Here is a 15,481-nt window from a genome sequence, read left to right as displayed (position 1 = left end):
CGCCCGCCGCACCCTCGGAGAGGAGAGACGCCCCCGCATGACCCCGCACACCCCGCCGGCCCCCCCGGAGGGCCCGCCGGCCCCCCCGCACGGGCCGGCGCCGATCACGGTGCTCGGCCGGGGCCCGCACCCGCTGCCGCCCGGCGACGCCGCCCTGCTGGCCGCCGCCACCCTGGTGGCCGGCGCCCGCCGCCACCTGGAGGCCGCGCCGGTCCCGGCCCGGGCCCGCCGCGTCGTCCTCGGACCGCTCGCCCCCGCCCTGGACGCCGTCGCCGCGGAGGCCGCCCGCGACGGCGGCCGGGTCGTGGTGCTGGCCTCCGGCGACCCCGGGTTCTTCGGCGTCGTCCGGGCCCTCGGGGAGCGGTTCGGCCCGCGCCGGCTGGAGGTGCGGCCCGACGTCCCCTCGGTCGCCGCGGCGTTCGCCCGGCTCGGCCTGCCCTGGGACGACGCCGTGGTGGTGAGCGCCCACGGCCGGGCGCCGCACACCGCGTACAACGTCTGCCGCGCCCACCGGAAGGCCGCCGTGCTCACCGCGCCCGGCGCCGGGCCCGCCGAGATCGGCGCGGCGCTGCTGCGCACCCCGGGCGTCGAGCGGCGGCTGGTCGTCGCCTCCGACCTCGGCGGCCCGGACGAGCGGGTCGAGGAGGTCCCGCCCGCCGAGGCGGCGGCCCGCACCTGGCCCGGCGTCAACCTGGTGCTCTGCCTGGGCCCGGGGAGCGGCCCGGAGGGCGGTCCGGGCGGGATGCGGACCCTCGCGGGGGCGCCGCCCGCGCCGGCCGGGTGGGCGCTGCCGGAGGACGCGTTCGAGCACCGCGACTCGATGGTCACCAAGGCCGAGGTCCGCGCCCTGGCCCTGGCCAGGCTGGGGCCGCACCCGGGCGCGCTGGTGTGGGACGTCGGCGCGGGCAGCGGCTCGGTGGCCGTGGAGTGCGCCCGCCTCGGCGCGGCGGCGGTCGCGGTGGAGCGGACCGCGGACGGCGCCGCCCGGATCGCCGCGAACGCCCGCGCCCACGGCGTGGACGTCTCCGTGGTGCACGGCGAGGCGCCGCGGGCACTGGCCGCGCTCCCCGACCCCGACGCGGTCTTCGTGGGCGGGGGCGGCGCAGCCCTGCCCGCCGTCGTCGCCGCCTGCGCCGCCCGCGCCCGCCGCACCGTGGTCGTCACCCTCGCCGCGGTCGACCGGGTCCCCGCCGTGCGGGCCGCGCTGCGCGCCGCCGGGCTGGAGGACGGCGGCGTCCTGCTGCAGTCCTCCCGGCTCGCGCCGCTGCCCGGCGACGTGGTGCGGCTCGCCGCGGCCAACCCCGTCTTCGTCCTGTGGGGGCACCGGCCGGGCGCCCCGCGGCGGCAGGACGGGGTCCTGCCGTGACCCGTGCCGCACCGGGGGCGCAGCCCGCGCCCTCCGGGCCCGGCGCGACCGGCCCGACCCCGCCCGCGCCACCCGGGACTGCCGTGCCCGACCCGTTCGCGACCGACCGCGCCGCGACCGACCGCGCCGCGCCCCGACCCGCCACCGGGGCGCCGCCCCACCCGAGGAGGACCCCTGCCGTGATCGGCATCGTCGCCGCCACCGCCGCCGGCCGCCGCGCCGCCGCCGACCTGGCCGCCGCCTGGCCCGGCCGCACCGCCGTGTACGACGGGCCGGTGGCCGAGGCCGTGCGCCGGGCGTTCGCCGAGTGCGGGCAGCTGGTGTGCTTCCTGGCCACCGGCGCCACCGTCCGCCTCGTCGCCCCGCTGCTCGCCGGCAAGGCCGAGGACCCCGGCGTGGTCTGCGTCGACGAGGCCCGGCGCTTCGCGGTGGCCCTGCTGGGCGGCCACGCGGGCGGCGCCAACGCGCTGGCCGCCGAGGTGGCGGACGTCCTGGGCGCGCAGCCGGTCGTCACCACCGCCACCGACGCCGCCGGGATCCCCGGCCTCGACGCCCTGGGCCTGCCCGTGGAGGGCGACGTCGCGGCCGTCACCCGGGCCGTCCTCGACGGGTCCCCGGTCCGCCTGGACGCCGACCGCACCCGGCCGCTGCCCGCCCTGCCGCCGTGCGTCCGCGCCGACGCGCCCGCCGGCTCCCCCGTCCTGCGGATCAGCGACCGGACCGGCGGACCGGACCGCGCCACCGGCGGCGGCCCCGACGGCGCCTCCGACGGGCCGCCGGCCGGCGGTCCGGACGGCGGTCCGGACGGCGGCGCCGCCGCCCCCGCGGCCGTCCTGCGCCCCGCCTCCCTCGTCGTCGGCGTCGGCGCCAGCCGCGGCGCGCCCGCCGCCGAGGTGCTGGCCCTGGTCCGGGCGGCCCTGGCCGACGCCGGACTGTCCGCCGCCTCCGTCGCCGAGCTCTCCACCGTGGACGCCAAGGCGGACGAGCCCGGCCTCGTGGAGGCCGCCCGCACGCTCGGCGTCCCGCTCACCACCCACCCGGCCGGGGTGCTGGCGGCCGTCCCCGTCCCCAACCCCTCCGCCGCGCCGCTGGCCGCCGTCGGCACCCCCAGCGTCGCCGAGGCCGCCGCGCTCGCCTCCGCCCCCGGCGGCGAACTGCTCGTCCCCAAGCGGCTGTCGACGTCGGTGCCCGGTGCCGTCCCCGACGGCCGGGCGGCCATGTGCACCGCCGCCGTCGCCCGCCGCGCCGTGCGCGGCAGGCTCGCCCTGGTCGGGCTCGGACCCGGCGCCCGCGACCTGCTCACGCCCCGCGCCCGCGCCGAGCTGCGCCGCGCCTCCGTCGTCGTCGGCCTCGACCAGTACGTCGACCAGGTCCGCGACCTGCTGCGCCCCGGCACCCGCACCGAGGAGTCGGGCCTGGGCGCCGAGGAGGAGCGGGCCCGCACCGCGGTCCGCCTCGCCCGGGAGGGCCTGGCCGTGGCGCTGGTCGGCAGCGGCGACGCGGGCGTGTACGCCATGGCCTCCCCCGCCCTCGCGGAGGCGGGCGAGGACATCGACGTGGTGGGCGTGCCCGGCGTCACCGCCGCCCTCGCCGCGGCCGCGCTGCTGGGCGCGCCGCTGGGGCACGACCACGTCGCGATCTCCCTGTCCGACCTGCACACCCCGTGGGAGGTCATCGAGCGGCGGGTGCGGGCGGCCGCCGAGTCCGACCTGGTCGTCACCTTCTACAACCCGCGCAGCCGCGGCCGCGACCGGCAGCTGCCCGCCGCCCTGGGGATCCTGGCCGCCCACCGCGCCCCCGGCACCCCCGTCGGCGTCGCCCGCGCGGTCTCCCGCCCCGGCGAGTGGCACACCGTCACCACCCTCGCCGACGTGGACGTCACCACCGTCGACATGACCACCGTCGTCACCGTCGGCAACACCGCCACGCGCCGCGTCGCGGGCCGCATGGTCACGCCGCGCGGCTACCGCTGGCAGCAGTGACCCCCTCCCTCCCCCACGCACTCCCCCGCACCCCTGGAGGCACGACGTGACCCCGTCCCAGCCCCCCGCGCTGCTCGTCGTCGGGCACGGCACCCGCGACGAGGCCGGCGCCGAGGCGTTCCGCAGCTTCGTCGACGGCCTGCGCGGCCGGCTCCCCGGCACACCGGTCGGGGGCGGCTTCATCGAGCTGTCCCCGCCGCCGCTCGCCGACGCCGTCGCGGCCCTCGCGGCGGACGGCGTCCGGCGGTTCGCCGCCGTGCCGCTGGTCCTCGTCGCCGCCGGGCACGCCAAGGGCGACATCCCGGCGGCGCTGGCCCGGGAGCGGGAGCGCCACCCCGGCACCTCGTACGCCTACGGCCGGCCGCTCGGCCCGCACCCGGCGCTGCTGGCCGTGCTGGAGCGGCGGCTGGACGAGGTGCTGGACCCGGCCGACCGCGCCTCGACGACCGTGCTGCTGGTGGGACGCGGCTCCACCGACCCCGACGCCAACGCCGAGGTCTGCAAGGTCGGCCGCCTGCTGTGGGAGGGGCGCGGCCTGGCCGGGGTGGAGACCGCGTTCGTCTCCCTCGCCGCGCCGGACGTGGCCGCAGGGCTGGAGCGGTGCCGGCGGCTGGGCGCCCGGCGGGTCGTGGTGCTGCCGTACTTCCTGTTCACGGGGGTGCTGCCGGAGCGGGTGGACCGGCAGGCCGCCGCGTGGGCGGCGGCGCACCCTGGCGTCGAGGTGCGGCGGGCCACCGTGATGGGCGCCGCCGAGGAGCTGGCCGGCCTGGTCGTGGAGCGCTACCGCGAGGCCCTCGCCGGCGACCTGCGGATGAACTGCGACACCTGCGTGTACCGGGTCGCCATGCCCGGCTTCGAGGGGAAGGTCGGCGCCGCCCAGCGGCCCCACCACCACCCGGACGACCCCGCCCACCACCACGACGGGCACGGGCACCACGACGGGCACGGACACCATGACAGGCACGGGCACCACGACGGGCACGGCGGGCACGGGGACGGCCGGCATGCGCACTGACGCCCCGTCACGGAGCGGCCCGGACCTGCGGCACCACGGCGACGCCGAGGTCCGCGGCGCCGGGCTGGTCGACCTCGCCGTCAACGTCCGCGCCGGCACGCCGCCCCCCTGGCTGCGCGACCGGATCGCCGCCTCCCTCACCGGCCTCGCCGCCTACCCCGACGGCGCGGCGGCCCGTGCCGCCGTCGCCGCCCGGCATGGCAGGCCGGAGGAGGAGGTGCTGCTCACCTCCGGCGCGGCCGAGGCGTTCGTGCTGCTCGCCCGCACCCTGCGGCCGCGCCGGGCCGTGGTGGTCCACCCCCAGTTCACCGAGCCGGAGGCGGCGCTGCGCGACGCCGGGCACGCCGTCGAGCGGGTGCTGCTGCGACCGGAGGACGGCTTCCGGCTGGACCCGGCCGCCGTGCCGGAGGACGCCGACCTCGTCGTGGCGGGCAACCCCACCAACCCGACCTCCGTCCTCCACCCGGCCGCCGGGCTCGCCGCCCTGGCCCGGCCCGGACGGGTCCTGGTGGTCGACGAGGCGTTCGCGGACACGGTCCCGGGCGAACCGGAGAGCCTGGCCGCCCGCCGGGACCTGCCCGGCCTGGTGGTGCTGCGCAGCCTCACCAAGACGTGGGGCCTGGCCGGGCTGCGGGTCGGCTACCTGCTCGCCGCCGCCCCGCAGGCCGCCGCGCTCGCCCGCAGCCAGCCGCTGTGGCCGGTCTCCTCCCCCGCGCTGGCCGCCGCCGAGGCGTGCTGCACGCCGCGCGCCCTCGCCGAGGCCGAGGAGGCCGCCCGCACCACCGCCGTCCACCGCGCCCGGCTGCTGGCGGGCCTGGCCGCCGTGCCGGGCGTCCGGGTGCACGGCGAGCCCGCCGCCTCCTTCGTCCTGCTGGAGCTGCCCGGCGCCGCCGCCGTGCGGGAGCGGCTGCGCGCGGCGGGCTTCGCCGTCCGCCGCGGCGACACCTTCCCGGGCCTCGGCCCGGACTTCCTGCGGGTCGCCGTCCGCGACCCGGACACGACCGACGCCTTCCTGGCCGCCCTCGCCGGCTGCCGGGAGGGCTGAGGGCACGGCGCCCGGCCACGGGGGCGCGGGCGGGGCGCGGCGGAGGGCGCCGAGGGCGGCGGCGCAGGCCGCCGGGCGCGCGACGGGCCGCGGACACGGTGCCCGGACACGGCGGTGCCCGTCCCGCGCGCGGCGGCGGGACGGGCACCGGGTCCGGGTCCGCGGACGGCCGCCCGCGGGCGGCCGGTCCTGCGGGGGCGTCAGACCTGCTCGGCCTTCTCCAGGGCGGAGCAGCAGGTGCCGACGATCAGGCGGGTGACGACATAGGGGTCGACGTTGGCGTTGGGGCGCCGGTCCTCGATGTAGCCCTTCTTCTCCACCTCGACCTGCCACGGGATGCGCACCGAGGCGCCGCGGTCGGAGACGCCGTAGCTGTACTCGTCCCACGGGGCGGTCTCGTGCAGGCCCGTCAGGCGGCTCTCGATGCCGAAGCCGTACTGCTTGACGTGCTCCAGCGGCTTGCCCTCGGCGCCGAGCGCCTCGCAGGCGGTGACGATGGCGTCGTAGCCCTCGCGCATGGCCCGGGTGGAGAAGTTGGTGTGGGCGCCGGCGCCGTTCCAGTCGCCCTGGGCGGGCTTGGCGTCGAGGGTGGCGGAGACGCCGAACTCCTCGGCGGTGCGGTAGAGCAGCCAGCGGGCCACCCACAGCTGGTCGGCGACGTCCAGCGGGGAGAGCGGGCCGACCTGGAACTCCCACTGGCCGGGCATGACCTCGGCGTTGATGCCGGAGATGCCGAGGCCGGCGGCGAGGCAGTTGTCGAGGTGCTTCTCGACGATCTCGCGGCCGAAGATCTCGTCGGCGCCGACGCCGCAGTAGTAGCCGCCCTGCGGGGCCGGGAAGCCGTTCTCGGGGAAGCCGAGCGGGCGGCTGCCCTGGAAGAAGGTGTACTCCTGCTCGATGCCGAAGAGGGACTCCTGGGCGGCGAACCGCTCGGCGACCGGGCGCAGCAGGGCGCGGGTGTTGCTCTCGTGCGGGGTGCCGTCGGTGTTGTACACCTCGCACAGCACGAGCTTGTGGTCGCCGCCGCGGATCGGGTCGGGGCAGGAGAAGACCGGCTTGAGGACGCGGTCGGAGGCGTGGCCCTCGGCCTGGTTGGTGCTGGAGCCGTCGAAGCCCCAGTCCGGCAGGGGGGCGCCGTCGGCGAGGATCCTGGTCTTGGAGCGCAGCTTGGCGGTCGGCTGGGTGCCGTCGATCCAGATGTACTCGGCCTTGTAGCTCACCGGCGGGCTTCCTTGCGGGGTGGGTGGCGGGGACGCCCCGCAGCCTCGCAGGACGCCGTTTCCCGGTTGTTCCCCTCGTGTGAACGCCAGGTGAACCGGCCGGCCGCGTCACCCCGGGCCTGTTATCGGACACGCGTCCGCAGCCGGACGCGGGAGGCCCGCCGCCGTCCCCTCCACGGCGGCGGGCCTCCGGACCTGTCCGGACCGGTCGGGGCCGGGGCGCGTCGGGCCCCGACCGGTCCCGGTCAGCCCCGGCGGGTGCGGGCGCTGCGGCGGCGGGCCGCCACCAGGGCGGCGGCCCCGGCGGCGGTGGACAGGGCGGCCCCGCCGAGGAGCAGCGGGGAGCCGCTGCTGCCGGTCTCGGCCAGGTCGGCGGGTCCCGCCTGCGGCGCCGGGGACACGGCCCCGGCGGGAACGGCGGCCGGGGGCGCGGCGGCCGGCGGCGTGCTCCCCGCCGGCGCCGGGGCCGGCTGCGCGGAGTCCGCGGGCTCCGGCACCGCGGGGGCCTGCGGCGTGCCGTCGGAGCCGCCCGCCGTGCCGCCGGGCGCAGCGGGCGCACCGCAGGCCGCCACGCCCAGGGTGACCCGGCCCGCGACCCTGGCGACCCCCAGCGCCGCCGGGTCGACCGCCACGTCGAGCTCCAGCGCGGTGGCGGCGGCGCCGGCGGAGGTGACCGCCCTGCGGGACAGCTCGGCCGACACCTCGCCGACGCCGGGCACGGCGACGCGGGTGGGGCCGCCGGCGGACAGCTCGACGGTGCGGCCGAGCACCCGGACCGTACCGAGCAGGTTGACCCGGGCGGTGGGCTCGCCGTGGGCCGGGCAGGAGACGCGGGCCTCCAGGGTGTCCACGTGCAGCAGCGCGGTGAGGGGCAGCCCCGGCAGGTGCACGTCGGCGCCGACCAGCTGGACCGAGGCGCGGGAGCCGTCGGCGTCCACCACGGCGCGGGAGTGGGCGATGTCGGCCTTGAGGAGGGTGAGCGGGGCGCCCTGGGCCACGCCGTCGACGCGGGCGGTGAGCACGGTGCCGCCGCTCTCCCCGGGTGCCCGCACCTCGCCGAGCGAGGCGTCGACCGGCACGTGGACGGTCCGGTGGAGCAGGCCGACGTCCAGGGCGACGTCGGCGACGGCGGCGGTGGCCCGGCCCTCGGCGGCGGCACCGGTGGCGTGCGCGTCGGCGGGCAGTCCGGCGACGGCGAGGCCGGCGGTCAGCGCGGCGACCGCGGCCGGCCGGAGCCGGGGCAGGACGGAGAACACGGATGACAAGAGGAAACTCCCCCACAGGGCTGATGGAAACCCCGGCGGGCGGTGGGCACCGCTCCTCGGCCGGGGTTCACCCATCCTGCCGAACGGGGCGTCACCGTGTTGACACGGAGGGTCAGTTCACCCGTAAGGGTGATTCAGCCCCGGACGTGCACTCCCGCCGCGGCGGCCCCACCCGCCCCTCCGGTCCCCTCAGCCCCCTCAGCCCCCTCGGCCCCGGCAGCGGCAGCGGCAGCGGCAGCGGCAGCGGCGGCCGTCACGGCAGCCGCCAGTCCACCGGCTCGGCGCCCTGCTGCACGAGCAGCTCGTTGGCGCGGCTGAACGGCCTCGACCCGAAGAACCCCCGGTCCGCCGACATCGGGCTCGGGTGCGCGGACTCGATCGCGGGCAGCTGCCCGAGCAGGGGGCGCAGGTTGCGGGCGTCGCGCCCCCACAGGATCGACACCAACGGCGTGCCGCGGGCCGCGAGCGCCCGGATCGCCTGGTCGGTGACCTCCTCCCAGCCCTTGCCGCGGTGGGCCGCGGGCTTGCGGGGGGCGGTGGTCAGCGCCCGGTTGAGCAGCAGCACGCCCTGCCGGGTCCAGGGGGTGAGGTCGCCGTTGGTCGGCGGCGGGAAACCCAGGTCGCGGCCGTACTCCTGGTAGATGTTCACCAGGCTCGCGGGCAGCGGCCGCACCTCCGGCGCCACCGAGAACGACAGGCCCACGGCGTGGCCGGGGGTCGGGTACGGGTCCTGACCCACGATCAGGACCCTGACCTGGTCGAAGGGCTGCTGGAAGGCGCGCAGCACGGCCGGGCCCGGCGGCAGGTAGGTGCGGCCGGCGGCGATCTCCGCCCGCAGGAAGTCCCCCATGGCGGCGACCCGCCCGGCCACCGGTTCCAGGGCCTTCGCCCAGCCGGCCTCGACGATCTCACTCAGCGGACGTGGAGCCATGGGCTCACCCTAACGGCCCCCTCCGACAGCGGGGCAGGACGGGCCCGGTCCGGCCCCGCGCCCCACGTCCCGCACCCGCCCGGCAGCCCCGCACCCGCCCGGCGCCCCGGCAGGCACCCCGGCCGCCCGGCACCCCGCCCGCCCGGCGGACGGCCGGGCCGGCGGTCACACCACCCGGCCGCGCAGCACCACCGTCCGCGGGTCGGCCAGCACCCGCACGTCGGCGCGCGGGTCCTCCGCGTACACCACCAGGTCGGCGGGGGCGCCCTCCTCCAGCCCGGGGCGGCCCAGCCACGCCCGCGCGCCCCAGCTGGCCGCCGAGAGCGCCGCGGCGGGCGGCAGGCCCGCCCGGACCAGCTCGGCGACCTCCTCGGCGACCAGCCCGTGCGGCAGCGACCCGCCCGCGTCGGTGCCGACGTACACCGGCACCCCCGCCTCGTACGCGGCGCCCACCGTCGCGTACCGGCGCTCGTGCAGCCGCCGCAGGTGCGCCGCCCAGGCCGGGAACTTGCCCTCCCCGCCCGCCGCGAGCCGCGGGAAGGTAGCGATGTTGACGAGGGTGGGCACGATCGCGACGCCGCGCGCGGCGAAGAGCGGCAGCAGGTCCTCGGTGAGGCCGGTGGCGTGCTCGACGCAGTCGATGCCGGCCGCGACCAGGTCAGGCAGGGAGTCCTCGGCGAAGCAGTGCGCGGTGACGCGGGCCCCCTGCGCGTGGGCGGCGGCGATCGCGGCCTCCAGGGCCTCGCGCGGCCAGCACGGGGCGAGGTCGCCGCGGTCGCGGTCGATCCAGTCGCCGACCAGCTTCACCCAGCCGTCGCCGCGCCGGGCCTCGCGGGCGGTGTACTCGGCGAGCAGCTCCGGCTCGATCTCGTGGGCGTAGTTGCGGATGTAGCGGCGGGTGCGGGCGATGTGCCGGCCGGCGCGCACGATCCGGGGCAGGTCCTCGCGGTCGTCGATCCAGCGGGTGTCGGCGGGCGAGCCCGCGTCGCGGATCAGCAGGGTGCCGGCGTCGCGGTCGGCCGCCGCCTGCTTCTCGCTGGTGGCCTCGTCGACGGCGCCGTGGGCGTCCAGGCCCACGTGGCAGTGGGCGTCGACCAGGCCGGGCAGCGCCCAGCCGGCCACCGTCCGCACGTCGCGGGCGAGGGCGGGGCGGTCGAAGGTGACCCGCCCGTCCACCACCCACAGCTCGTCCCGGACGTCCTCCGGCCCGACCAGCACCCGCCCCGTGACGTGCAGCACCGCGCGCTCTCCCATGCCCGCAGCCTACGGCCGGCGGCCCCCAGTGCGCCGCCCCCCTGCGGCACGCTCCTGCGGCCCGCCCCCGCAGCGCGTCCCGGCGGGTCAGCCGCGCAGCGCGGAGAGGTCCACGGCGGCGCCCATCGCCGTGTAGCCCGCGTCGTTGGGGTGGAGGTGGTCGCCGAGGTCGTAGGCGGCGTTGTACCGGCCCGGGTACTGCGGGTCGCGGACGGTCCGTTCGAGGTCGACGACGCTGTCGAACGCGCCGCCGGTGCGGATCCAGCGGTTGACCTCCTGCCGCACCGCGTCCCCGAAGTCGCTGTAGTAGGCGGCCCCCTGGAAGGGCATCAGCGTGCAGCCGTGCACCGCCGCGCCGGCCGCGCGCGCCTGCCCGATCAGCGTGCGGTAGGCGGCGACGAGCTCGGCGGCGGTGAGCGGGGCGCCGCCGGCGCCCCGGCGGGAGCCGATGTCGTTGATGCCCTCCAGCAGGAAGACGTCCGTCAGCCCCGGCTGGGTCAGGGCGTCCGCGCGGAATCGGCCGAGCCCGGAGGGCCCGGCGTCGTTCCGCTCGTCGGTGAGCACCTTGTTGCCCGCGATGCCGAGGTCGACGACGCCCAGCGGCCGGTCGGGGCGGGTCTCGGCGATCCGGGCCGCGAGCACGTCGGGCCAGCGGCCGCCGACCCGCCCGACGACGGGCGCGGCGCCGTCGGTGATCGAGTCGCCGAAGCAGACGACCGTGCCGGTCGCGGTGGACGACAGCACGTCGACGCCGGTCAGGTAGTACCAGCCGTTGACCCGGTGGGCGAAGTGGCGGCCGCGGCCGTCGGTCGTGCGGTCGCCGGCGGCCAGGTACGTGGCGTCCTGCGAGCGGGGGTGCCAGGCGGCGGGCCCGGTCGGGCCGGGCAGGTGGAGGCTGACGAGCAGCGCGTCGCGGGCGGCGACGGGCCGGCGCAGCGCCACCGGGTCGCTCAGCAGCTCGCCGCCGGGCGGGACCACCGCCTGCGGCCTGCCGCCGAACAGCACCCGGGCCAGGCTTCCGGGCACCGTCGCGGCGTCCTGCAGCTGCACCCCGAGGGTGGCGGACCCGACCAGCAGCGGCGCGCGGCCGTACCGGTTGGAGAGCCGGATGCGGGGCCGGACCCCGCCGACGGAGGCGCGCACCACCATCCGCAGGGTGGCCCGGGCGAAGCCGTGCCCGGGCAGCCCGGTGCGGCCCTCCACGGGCGCGGCGGCCCAGGCGCCGACCCGCAGCGGCCCGGTGACCGCGCCCTGGGAGGCACTGCGCAGCCCGACGGCGGCGACGCCCCCGACACCGTCGGACCCGGTCGCGGCGAAGCGGCCGAGGGCGGTGGCCGACCCCAGCGCGACGGCGCCCGCGGCCAGCTTCAGCGCCTGCCGCCGTGGCAGCGGTGCGGGCATGGCTGTTCCCCCTGGGTTCAGGACCGTGGACGGCCGGCCCGGCGCGTTCCGCGCGGCGGCCGGGCACAGGATACGGACGGGCCCCGCCGTGTGCGGCGGCGGCCCGGCACGGACGCGGTCAGACCCGCGGGGCCTGCAGGGCCCGCAGGTCGACGGCCGCGGCGAGGGCGGCCTGACCGGCGTCGCTCGGGTGCAGGTGGTCGCCGGAGTCGTACGGGACGGCGTACCGGGTGGGCTGCCGGAGGTCCCGCACGGCGCGGTCGAAGTCGACGACGCTGTCGTACTCGCCGCCGGTCCTGATCCACTGGTTGAGCTGCTGCCGCACGCGCTCGCCCTGGAGGGTGTAGTACTTGGCGCCCTCGAAGGGGAGCAGGGTGGCGCCGTGGACGGCGAGGCCCGCGCTCCGCGCCTGCCCGATCAGCCGCCGCTGGGCGTCGATCAGCTCGGAGGCGGTGACGGGCCGGCCGTAGCTGTCGGTGCCGGCGCCGATGTCGTTGATGCCCTCCAGCAGGATCACGTCGGTGGCGCCCTGCTGGGCCAGGACGTCCGTCCCGAAGCGGTCCAGGGCCGCCGCCCCCGCCGGCTTGGCGCTCCGGAGCAGCCGGTTGCCGGCGATGCCGAGGTCGACGACGCCGTACGGGGAGCGCGGCCGGGCGCGGGCGATCCGGTCGGCGAGCAGGTCGGGCCAGCGGACGCTGCTGGCACCGCGGGGGGTGGGCGGCCCGTCGGTGATGGAGTCGCCGAAGCAGACGACGGTGCCCGCCGCCGAGCCGGAGAGGAGGTCGAGGCCGCAGAGCCAGAACCAGCCGTCGAGCCGGCTCCAGCGGCGCGTGGCGGTCCGCGGCAGCCGGGCGCCGCGGGCGAGGCGCGCCGCGCCGTCCATGACGTAGCCGGCGTCCCGGGAGCGGGCGTGCCAGGTGGTGGGGCCGGTGGCGCCGGCGACCTGCAGGGTCACCAGCAGCGCCGCCTCGGGGACGACCGCGAACGGGACGGCCACCGCGTCGCTGACCAGGTCCGACCCGGCCGGGACCACCGCTCCGGCCCGGCCGCCGAAGGTGACCGCGGTCCGGGTTCCGGGCTCCTCCTCGGGCCCCTCGGCCCGGACCGAGATCCAGGCGTGGGAGACGTGCAGCGGCGCGGTCCCGTACCGGTTGGAGAGCCGGATGCGCGGCCGGGTGCCCCCGAGCGTGGGCCGCACCACCATGCGCACCAGGGCGTCGTGGAAGCCGGTGGCCGAGCGGCCGGACGCGTCCGGGAACGAGGGCGCGGCGGACCAGGCGGAGAACCGCCGCACGGTGGTGGCGGCCCGGGAGGCGGCGGACGCGCCCGCCCGGGCGGGCACGGCGCTCCGCGCGGGCGCGGCGGTGGCCTCGCCGAGGGCGTCCCGGTCGGCCGCGGCCGCCACCCCCAGCGCGGCGGCGGCGCCTCCGGCCAGCTTGAGCAGGCGGCGGCGGGACACGGCTGCGGACATGCTTCCCCCCTGGTACTGGCCCGGTCGGGCCGCCGGTCCGCCCCGTCGGGGCGGCGCGGTGCGCGACCGGGGGCGCGGTGCGACTGCGCCCCGGGCGGCGGCGGCCGAGTACAGGATACGGATCAAGGACGGCCGTCCGTACGCGGCCCTCCCCCGTACGCCCTCCGGCCCCCGGACGGCGGGCCCGTCGGCTGCCCGCGGCGGCGTCCGGCAGACTGGCCGTCGGCGGCGCGGCCGCACGCGCCGCCGGCACCACCCCCGCACCGGAAGGCCCCCTGTGACCGCGAACCGCCCCCTGTCCGCCGACGGCCCCCTGTCCGCCGGGGGTCCCGCCCCGTCGGGCTCCGACCGCCCCCGCGAGGAGACCGCGCCGGGCGGGCACCCGCTGCTCGACCTGCCGCCGCTCACCGCACGGCGCTTCGCGGAGATCGAGGACCGCGTCGCCGCCCTGCTGCGCACCGGCAACGACGTGGTGGTCACCCAGGGCGAGGCGCTGCTGCCGCTGGAGGCGTGCATCCGCGGCGCGGTGCGGCCCGGCAGCACCGCCCTCAACGTGGTCACCGGCCCCTACGGCGAGACCTTCGGCGGCTGGCTGCGCTCGTGCGGCGCCGAGGTGGTGGACCTGGCGGTGCCGTTCCAGACCGCCGTCTCCGCCGAGCAGGTCGCCGAGGCGCTGCGGGAGCGGCCGGAGACCGACTTCGTCAGCCTCGTGCACGCCGAGGCCGCGACCGGCAACACCAACCCGGTGGCGGAGATCGGCGCCGTCGTCCGCGGGCACGGCGCGCTGCTCATGCTGGACGCGGTGGCGTCGGTGGCGGCCGAGCCGCTGCTCACCGACGCGTGGGGCGTCGACCTGTGCGTGATCGGCGGCCAGAAGGCGATGGGCGGACCTGCGGGCGTCTCCGCCGCCGCGGTGAGCCCCCGGGCGTGGGAGCGCATCGCCGCCAACCCGCAGGCGCCCCGCCGCTCCTACCTCTCGCTGCTGGACTGGAAGGAGCGCTGGACGGACGCCGGGCGCACCGCCCTGCCGCACGCCCCCGCGCAGCTGGAGATGCTCGCCCTGGAGGCGTCCCTGGACCGCATCGACGCCGAGGGCCTGGACGCGGTGACGGGGCGCCACCGGGCCGCGGCCGCCGCCGTCCGGGCCGGTGTGCGGGCGCTGGGCACGCTCTCCTGCTACGTGGTCCGCGACGAGGACGCGGCCCCCGTCGCCACCACGCTGCGCACCCCGGACGGCGTGGACGCCCGCGAGGTGGCCGCGGCGGCGCTGCGCTGCGACCCGGCGGTGCCGGTGCAGGGCGCGGGCGGCGCCCTGGCACGGGAGGTGCTGCGGGTCAACCACTACGGCCCGGCGGCCTCGCGGGGGACGGTCCTGGCCTCGCTGCGCGCCCTCGCGGCGGCGCTGGACGGCCTCGGCCTGAAGGCCGACGCCGCGGCGGCGGAGGCGGCCGCGCAGGCCGCCTGGCAGGCGGCGTCCGGGGCCTGACGGGCCGGCCTCGCGCGTCCCGCGTCCCGTCGGCGACGGCGGCGGGACCGGGACGCGTGCCGATCAGGCCGCCGGGGCCGCCGTGTGCTTGAAGACCTGGGCGGTGTGCCAGCGCACGAAGGTCTCCGCCGTACGGGGCAGACCGGGCCGGGGCCGGGCGAGGGGACGGTCCTGGAGGATGTCGACGGCACGCCCGGCCCCGCTGCGGGCCGTGTAGAGGCCGGAGACGCGGACGCGCAGGTCCTCGGTGAGGCCCAGTACGCCCAGGTCGAACAGCCAGTACGCCCAGGTCGAACAGGGCGTGGTGGAGGGCGCAGAGGGCCAGGGCGTTGTCCAGCGTGTCGGGCCCGTCCTGGCTGTGCCAGCGGACGTGGGCGGCCTCCAGTCCGACGGGGTGGTGGCCGAGCGCCCCGTCGTAGCCGCATATGGCGCAGGAGTACGCGTAGGCACGCAGGACCTCCTCGGCGAAGCCCGATCGGCGAGACCGGCGGGTTCGCTGTCCTGGCAGGAGCTGGACGGCGGCCTCCAGTTCCAGGGCGGACAGGTCAAGCCCGGCGGCTTCGCAGACCGGTCCCTCCAAGGCATGGGTGAAGTGCTGGTCCAGCAGAAGCCGGGCAGCTGCTGCCAGAGTGCCCCGTTCGGCGAGCAGCCGCTCGGCCTCGGGTCGCAGCCGGCCGACGGCACCGCTGCGGCGCAGCGCGGCGCCGCTCTCCGGGGCCGTCGGTGGGATGGGCTCCCCCCGGGCATCGCGCAGGTCCCACAGGCGGCGTTCCAGGTGGACGAAAGGCATCGCCGCCCGCTGCCGGGTCCGCGCTGGCGGCCCGAAGTCGTCGATGAGACGGCTGACGGGCACATCGGCCTCGTCGTACGTAACGGCCGTGCTGCCCGTCCCGGCGTACCGGCCCAGCAGCCAGAGCACCAGCAGCGGTTTGTGCGGCGCGCGCCGTCCCTGCACCGGCGCCCGCCGCATCCTGGCCAGGGCCGCCATCAACTCGTCCCGCGTCACGGCGCACCACCCTGCCACAGGGACCGGGGCGGCTGGCGG

11 protein-coding genes and 1 pseudogene are annotated in these 15,481 nt (G+C 79.1%); 5 read left to right on the top strand and 7 right to left on the bottom strand.

The genetic code is table 11. The annotated features are described in order from the left end of the window. The first annotated feature begins 37 nt into the window (after nucleotides 1–37). From cbiE to cobC, 4 genes are all read left to right on the top strand, one after another. Nucleotides 38–1,366: a precorrin-6y C5,15-methyltransferase (decarboxylating) subunit CbiE gene (gene cbiE / locus LO771_RS12315; RefSeq protein ID WP_230651310.1), complete on the top strand. Its 1,329-nt coding sequence runs from the start codon at nucleotides 38–40 to the stop codon at nucleotides 1,364–1,366. A 179-nt stretch (nucleotides 1,367–1,545) separates the two neighbouring features. Beyond that, the gene (gene cobJ / locus LO771_RS12310) at nucleotides 1,546–3,348 is read left to right on the top strand and encodes a precorrin-3B C(17)-methyltransferase (RefSeq protein ID WP_230651307.1); all 1,803 of its coding nucleotides are present in this window, start codon (nucleotides 1,546–1,548) and stop codon (nucleotides 3,346–3,348) included. A gap of 46 nt (nucleotides 3,349–3,394) precedes the next feature. Further along, entirely contained in the window at nucleotides 3,395–4,363 is a 969-nt protein-coding gene (locus LO771_RS12305; RefSeq protein WP_230651305.1) for a sirohydrochlorin chelatase, read from the top strand. Further along, nucleotides 4,353–5,408 carry an Rv2231c family pyridoxal phosphate-dependent protein CobC gene (gene cobC / locus LO771_RS12300; RefSeq protein ID WP_230651302.1) on the top strand — a complete coding sequence of 352 codons (1,056 nt, stop codon included), beginning with the start codon at nucleotides 4,353–4,355 and terminating at the stop codon, nucleotides 5,406–5,408. The genes LO771_RS12305 and cobC overlap by 11 nt, the downstream gene beginning before the upstream one ends. A 200-nt stretch (nucleotides 5,409–5,608) precedes the next feature. On the opposite strand, the gene glnII is transcribed toward cobC, so the two are convergent. From glnII to LO771_RS12270, 6 genes are all read right to left on the bottom strand, one after another. Further along, entirely contained in the window at nucleotides 5,609–6,628 is a 1,020-nt protein-coding gene (glnII, locus tag LO771_RS12295; protein WP_230651299.1) for a glutamine synthetase, read from the bottom strand. Nucleotides 6,629–6,873: 245 nt separating this feature from the next. Next, nucleotides 6,874–7,884, bottom strand: a complete 1,011-nt coding sequence (locus LO771_RS12290) for an SCO1860 family LAETG-anchored protein (RefSeq protein ID WP_230651636.1) — start codon at nucleotides 7,882–7,884, stop codon at nucleotides 6,874–6,876. A 262-nt stretch (nucleotides 7,885–8,146) separates the two neighbouring features. Beyond that, entirely contained in the window at nucleotides 8,147–8,824 is a 678-nt protein-coding gene (locus LO771_RS12285; RefSeq protein WP_230651296.1) for a uracil-DNA glycosylase, read from the bottom strand. Nucleotides 8,825–8,989: 165 nt separating this feature from the next. Further along, nucleotides 8,990–10,078 (bottom strand): amidohydrolase family protein, encoded by a 1,089-nt coding sequence (locus LO771_RS12280; RefSeq protein ID WP_230651294.1) that lies wholly within the window; start codon nucleotides 10,076–10,078, stop codon nucleotides 8,990–8,992. Between the two features lie 87 nt (nucleotides 10,079–10,165). Next, the gene (locus LO771_RS12275) at nucleotides 10,166–11,479 is read right to left on the bottom strand and encodes an SGNH/GDSL hydrolase family protein (RefSeq protein ID WP_230651291.1); all 1,314 of its coding nucleotides are present in this window, start codon (nucleotides 11,477–11,479) and stop codon (nucleotides 10,166–10,168) included. A 118-nt stretch (nucleotides 11,480–11,597) separates the two neighbouring features. Beyond that, nucleotides 11,598–12,950: a GDSL-type esterase/lipase family protein gene (locus LO771_RS12270; protein WP_230651288.1), complete on the bottom strand. Its 1,353-nt coding sequence runs from the start codon at nucleotides 12,948–12,950 to the stop codon at nucleotides 11,598–11,600. Nucleotides 12,951–13,335: 385 nt separating this feature from the next. Between LO771_RS12270 and LO771_RS12265 the strand changes: the two genes are divergently transcribed. Next, nucleotides 13,336–14,436, top strand: coding sequence for an alanine--glyoxylate aminotransferase family protein (locus LO771_RS12265; protein WP_230651633.1), 1,101 nt, complete (start codon nucleotides 13,336–13,338; stop codon nucleotides 14,434–14,436). Nucleotides 14,437–14,499: 63 nt separating this feature from the next. Here LO771_RS12265 and LO771_RS31635 read toward each other — a convergent pair. Then, nucleotides 14,500–15,442, bottom strand: a pseudogene (locus LO771_RS31635) (phosphorothioated DNA-binding restriction endonuclease). Nucleotides 15,443–15,481: the final 39 nt, after the last annotated feature.

The sequence above is a fragment of the Streptacidiphilus sp. ASG 303 genome, assembly GCF_020991365.1.
Classification (GTDB): domain Bacteria; phylum Actinomycetota; class Actinomycetes; order Streptomycetales; family Streptomycetaceae; genus Peterkaempfera.
The sequence above is the reverse complement of the archived record's forward strand: the minus strand, read 5'-3'. Positions and strand labels throughout refer to the sequence as shown.

Excerpts from the sequence above, each read along its gene's own strand:
- LO771_RS12280 (WP_230651294.1), bottom strand. The coding sequence starts at position 10,078 with ATGGGAGAGCGCGCGGTGCTGCACGTCACGGGGCGGGTGCTGGTCGGG.
- LO771_RS12275 (WP_230651291.1), bottom strand. The coding sequence starts at position 11,479 with ATGCCCGCACCGCTGCCACGGCGGCAGGCGCTGAAGCTGGCCGCGGGC.
- cobC (WP_230651302.1), top strand. The coding sequence starts at position 4,353 with ATGCGCACTGACGCCCCGTCACGGAGCGGCCCGGACCTGCGGCACCAC.
- cbiE (WP_230651310.1), top strand. The coding sequence starts at position 38 with ATGACCCCGCACACCCCGCCGGCCCCCCCGGAGGGCCCGCCGGCCCCC.
- LO771_RS12285 (WP_230651296.1), bottom strand. The coding sequence starts at position 8,824 with ATGGCTCCACGTCCGCTGAGTGAGATCGTCGAGGCCGGCTGGGCGAAG.
- LO771_RS12270 (WP_230651288.1), bottom strand. The coding sequence starts at position 12,950 with ATGTCCGCAGCCGTGTCCCGCCGCCGCCTGCTCAAGCTGGCCGGAGGC.